This window comes from Deinococcus sp. (assembly GCF_018260405.1).
Lineage (GTDB): Bacteria > Deinococcota > Deinococci > Deinococcales > Deinococcaceae > Deinococcus.
Genome location: NZ_JAGLBG010000129.1, coordinates 1 through 5,093, shown reverse-complemented (window position 1 = coordinate 5,093; position 5,093 = coordinate 1). Strand labels below are relative to the sequence as shown.

The 5,093-nt window shown below is 60.4% G+C and carries 4 protein-coding genes; all 4 read right to left on the bottom strand.

Annotated elements, in window-relative coordinates; all coding sequences use genetic code 11:
- Positions 1 to 278: 278 nt before the first annotated feature.
- Positions 279 to 632 (bottom strand): transposase, encoded by a 354-nt coding sequence (locus tag QZ269_RS13575; protein WP_367272291.1) that lies wholly within the window; start codon positions 630 to 632, stop codon positions 279 to 281.
- A gap of 102 nt (positions 633 to 734) precedes the next feature.
- Positions 735 to 2,270, bottom strand: coding sequence for a long-chain fatty acid--CoA ligase (locus tag QZ269_RS11905; protein WP_291426925.1), 1,536 nt, complete (start codon positions 2,268 to 2,270; stop codon positions 735 to 737).
- Between the two features lie 66 nt (positions 2,271 to 2,336).
- Positions 2,337 to 3,098 carry a 3-hydroxyacyl-CoA dehydrogenase gene (locus QZ269_RS11900; RefSeq protein ID WP_291426924.1) on the bottom strand — a complete coding sequence of 254 codons (762 nt, stop codon included), beginning with the start codon at positions 3,096 to 3,098 and terminating at the stop codon, positions 2,337 to 2,339.
- Positions 3,095 to 4,747 (bottom strand): long-chain-fatty-acid--CoA ligase, encoded by a 1,653-nt coding sequence (locus tag QZ269_RS11895; protein ID WP_291426923.1) that lies wholly within the window; start codon positions 4,745 to 4,747, stop codon positions 3,095 to 3,097. Before QZ269_RS11895 ends, QZ269_RS11900 begins: the two co-directional genes overlap by 4 nt.
- Positions 4,748 to 5,093 lie beyond the last annotated feature (346 nt).

The window sequence follows — 5,093 nt, the reverse complement described above, 5'->3', positions numbered from 1 at the left end:
CGCTAGGGTAAGCTGCGCGTTCCACCGTTAAAGCCTAAAACATTTCCCATGGTTAGGGCCTCAGACAGCCTCTGAAACCAAAAGTTTCACTTTACATTTGAGGGACTTTGCGGTTGCCCTGTTCGAGGAGCAACGTGAGCCAGCCAAGCCGCTTAAGCATGGCTATCCGCCCAAAAGCTTGTTCCGTCGGGGATTGGACACCCTCAGGAAGGCTATTGAGAATCTGGCCTAGGGCAAAAAGCCCGCTAGGACGAGGTTTAGACACCTCCTTGCTACTTTTATACCCCGGAGAGGTCTTGGGTATCATCTTCGTTCAGGCCGAGTTCGTGGGCGATCTGGCGGCTACTTAGATTCAGACCCATGAAATATAAGCAGCCGTCAAGCGTCATCATCAGCGCTGCTCTGACCAAGAACGCCACCCATTGCCGCAGGAGCTGGTGGTAACCAGCGAAGACAGTAGCCGTCAGGTCATCGAACCTCCGCTGGCAATTTAGACGGCGATATCGTTGTCTGAATCTCAGGGTGTCGTCCCGGCCCTGTTTGACTACATGAGGTGCGTGACAGTGCGGGCAGTTCACGCCATCGGGCCAACGGAGCTCCCGCACAACCCTGAAGCATTTTTCGTCGTACAGGAGCTAAAATAATCTCAGCATGCTGATAGTTTATCAGAGCGCCCTCAGCTCCCCGGAATCCAGGATGAGCCTATGACATTTGGTATTACCCAGCACCACAGTTCATCCAGCTGAAGATACTGCGCTATCAGCAGATGCAATCAGTCTGCGAATATCTTGCTTCAGAATCTTACCGCTCAGGTTGCGTGGCACTTCTCCGTAAATCACTGCCCGTGGAATCTTGTAATCGGCGATGTGTTCCATGCAGTGCGCCCGGAGAATTTCCAGCGGCAGTTCGGCCCCTGGCTGGAGTGAAACCAGGGCCACGACCGTCTCTCCGTAGTCCGGGTGCGGGCGGCCCACCACGGCCACGTCGCGCACCGCGTCATGCCGGAGGATGGCCGCTTCTACTTCTGCCGGGTAGATATTCATGCCGCCGCTGATGATCATGTCCTTCATGCGGTCCACGGCGTATACGTAGCCGTCTTCGTCGAACATGGCGAGGTCTCCCGTATGCAGCCAGCCGTCCCGAATAGCTTCGGCGGTCTGCTCGGGGCGCTGCCAGTACTCCTTCATCAAGGAGGTGCCGCGCAGCAGCTTTTCACCGACCACTCCCGGCGGCACATCTTGCCCCTGTTCATCCACAATGCGGACCTCCACCCCAGGTGCAGGCAAACCTCCCGCGCCCGCTTTGGTGGCGTGGTCTTCAGCCGTCAGCATTACGCCGCCCGGGCCCATCTCGGACAGACCGTACATGCCGCACAACTTGAGGTCCGGAAAGACTTCCCGTATCCGTTCCAGCAGCGCCAGCGGCATAGGCGCGGCTCCGTAGGCCCCCACTTCCAGCGAACTGACATCCCGTCCCTGAAATCCCGGCACCTTCAGCAAGAACTGGTACATGGTGGGCGGCCCGAAGAAGACCTGTACCCGCTCGCGCTCGATGGTGTCGATGACCTGTACCGGGTCGAAGGTAGGCAGCACGATATGACAGCCCGCCAGCAGGGTCGTGGAATTCAAGAAGAGGTTAAGCTGAGCCGAGTGGTATAGCGGAGCCACATGTAGGGTGCGCGGGCGCATTGGCATCCTGGTCACGATGGTGCACATCACCGCCACATGCCGCAGCGCCCGGTGGGTCAGTACCACGCCCTTGGGGATGCCGGTGGTGCCGCTGGTATACAGGATTTCGGCGTTGTCGTCCTCGTGGGGGCGGTTTTCCAGAGCCTCGGAGGACGCCTGAGCACTCATAGCGGTAAAGTCGTCTGCGAAGGTGCCGGGCGTCAGGGCGAGGCAGCGCACTTCGGTCAGTTCCTGAGAGACTTTTAGTGCGATGTCTTGCAGACCTTGCCCGAAAAGCATCAGCTTGGCGCCCGAATCCTGAAGAGAAAACCGGACTTCCGGCACGGCCGAGCGCGGGTTGATGGTGACCAATACCCCGCCTGCCTTGAAGATGGCGTGAACGGCAATGACAAACTGGTCGCTGTTGGCAGAGTACAGCGCCACCCGGTCACCCGGTTTGACTCCCAGCTCCAGCAGCAGGTTCGCGGCGCGGTTGACCTCTAGGCCCAGCTCCTGCCAGTTCAGGCGGCGGTCTCCGAAAACCAGCGCGGGGCGGCGGGAAAACATCCGGACACTGCGGTCAAAATCTTCTACGAGGGTCATGAATGAAAGCTCCTTAGGAGTGAATGTCGATGCTGATGCCTGGCTGGGCAGTAGGTAGACCGGGCCTTAGCGCGGAGCCATCCGGATAGCGCCGTCCAGCCGGATAACCTCGCCGTTGAGCATGGCGTTGTCAAAGATGTGGCCCACCAGAGCAGCGTATTCAGCCGGGTCGCCCAGGCGGCTGGGAAAGGGCACCTGTGCTCCCAGCGAGTCCTGCGCTTCCTGCGGCAGTCCGGCCAGCATAGGCGTCATGAACAGCCCCGGCGCAATAGTCACCACACGGATGCCGCTACGGGCCAGGTCGCGGGCAATCGGCAGGGTCATGCCCACGACGCCGCCCTTGCTGGCCGAGTAGGCCGCCTGTCCAATCTGGCCGTCAAAGGCCGCCACCGACGCCGTATTCACCAGCACGCCGCGCTCGCCGCCCTCATTCGGCTCGTTGTCCAGCATGGCCTGAGCCGCGAGGCGAATCACGTTGAAGGTGCCAATCAGGTTGACCCGGATGACCCGCTCGAACAGTTCCAGCGGAAAGGGGCCTTTTTTTCCGGCGGTGACAGCCGCGTTGCCGATACCCGCACAATTGACCGCGCCGTGAATGGCCCCGAAGCGTTCGCGGGCCGCGTCGATGACCGCCTGTACCTGCGCCTCGTTGCTCACGTCAGTTTTCATAAACAGGCCGCCCAGCTCTTCGGCAATGGCTTTCCCGGCCTCCTCGTTCATATCCAGAATCACTGGATGGCCCTGTTCGCTGGCAATTTTGCGGGCCGTTGCTGCGCCCAGGCCAGATGCGCCGCCGGTTACTAGAATGGCTTTGTTGGTAAATTTCATTTCATCCCTCCATCAGTCCAGACATGGTTTTTGTACTGTTCGCGGATTTCGCGTTTCAAAAATTTGCCGGTCGCGCCAATCGGCAGTTCGCTGACCGCCAGAAAATCATCGGGAATCCACCATTTGGCGATGTGACCCTTCAGGTATTCGCGCAGTTCTGCGGGGCTGGGGGCGTCGCCGTGCGGAATAAAGAGGGCCAGCGGGCGCTCAGTCCATTTTGGATGCGGCACAGCGACCACCACTGCCGCTGACACACCAGGGTGGGCCATCAGCGCGTTTTCCACCTCTGCCGAGGAAATCCACTCGCCGCCCGATTTCACCAGGTCTTTGGCGCGATCCTGCACCCAGACCTCACCGCTCGCCGAAATAGTGGCGATGTCTCCGGTATCCAGCCATTTTTTCCCGTCCAGCTCGACAAAATCGCTGGTCACGCCACGCTTGTAGTACTCTCCGGCAATCCAGGGGCCACGCACAAGCAGCCTTCCCATCGTCGCGCCGTCGTGCGTTACGGGCTGGCCGTGGTCGTCAAGCAGCGCCACCTCGATAAAGGGCACCACGCGGCCCTGTTTACTGCGGTGGGCAAAGCCCTCGTCGCTGACGGGGTCAATGCCTGCGGGCACGTTGCTGCACGTCGCCAGTGGGCTGGTTTCGGTCATACCCCACGCCTGCATCATTTGGAGGCCGTGACGCTCATACAGGGCGCGAATTAGGACTTCAGGCACGGCGGTGCCGCCACAACCGATTTTGTTCAGTGCCGAGACGTCGTAAGGCTGTCCGGCAGCGGCGGCGCGGTCAAGTTCTTCCAGCAGCGCCAGCATCACCGTAACCACGCCCGCGCACATCGTGGCCTTCTCGTCTTGCAGGGTGCGGGCCACCGAGGGGCCGTCGTTGAAAACCCCAGTAAAGGCCAGCCCCGCGCCGTACAGCAGCGCCGTGTGAACTGTGCCCCAGGCATTGGCGTGAAACATCGGCACAATTGGCAGAACAACATCGTACTGGCCGATGCCAAAAGCGTCGGGGTGCCCGCTGGCCAGCGCGTGCAACATGAGCGAGCGGTGGGTGTACAGCACGCCCTTGGGGTTGCCGGTCGTGCCAGAGGTGTAGCACAGCATGGCCCCAGACTTCTCGTCCAGTTCGGGCCAGGCGTAGGTTTCGGGCTGAGAGGAAATCAGGTCGTCGTAGCCATGCGTTCCTTCGGGAACCTGAGCAGAGAACACGATGACCTCTTTCAGTTCTGGACACTGCGCCCTGAAGGCGGGCAGCAGCGGCAAAAACATGGAGTCAAGCAACAGGACTTTTGCACCTGAGTCGTTCAGAATCCAGACCAGTTGCTCAATGGGCAGGCGGATATTGAGGGTATGAATCACCGCGCCCATGCTGGGAATCCCCAGATACGCTTCAAGGTGATAGAAGCTATTGACCGCCAGCGTCGCCACGCGGTCACCAGGCTGCACGCCGAGCTGCTGGAGTGCCCCGGCAAGTTGGGCCGAGCGCCTGGCAACCTGCCCCAGGGTGGTGCGGTGCCTGGACGCCGTCGGCTGCCCAGCCTCGTTCTTGCCCGCCACCATGAGCGAGGTGACGGGGCGCTCTGGAAACAGGGTCAGGCAGCGGGGCAGCAGGGCCTGGGTGGTGAGTTGAACGTCCATCATAAGGGGGCCTCCTGGCCATGAGCGACGGGATAAATATGAGTGGGGCGCAACTTAATTTGGCGAGATACCAGAGTGATCATTGGTCACACGTCCCCTCCACCCCTTCCGCCGCTCCGCTCCTGTGCTACGCAGCTTCGCGAGTCCCCCCTCTTCTACAAGGGGCGAGGGAAAAACAGCCTGTGACTCAGGTTTTTTCGGCCCTCTACCCTGGTGGGAGTGGTACAGCTTGCAGAGGAGGCTATGGGGCGAATTTGAGTTCAATCGGCACAGGCTGCCGCGATCTCACAGTTCTGAGTGACACCTGGAAAAGGGCCGGAAGAGAAGAACGACACCGTCTCTCCCGGTC

Excerpts from the sequence above, each read along its gene's own strand:
- QZ269_RS11905 (WP_291426925.1), bottom strand. The coding sequence starts at position 2,270 with ATGACCCTCGTAGAAGATTTTGACCGCAGTGTCCGGATGTTTTCCCGC.
- QZ269_RS11900 (WP_291426924.1), bottom strand. The coding sequence starts at position 3,098 with ATGAAATTTACCAACAAAGCCATTCTAGTAACCGGCGGCGCATCTGGC.
- QZ269_RS11895 (WP_291426923.1), bottom strand. The coding sequence starts at position 4,747 with ATGATGGACGTTCAACTCACCACCCAGGCCCTGCTGCCCCGCTGCCTG.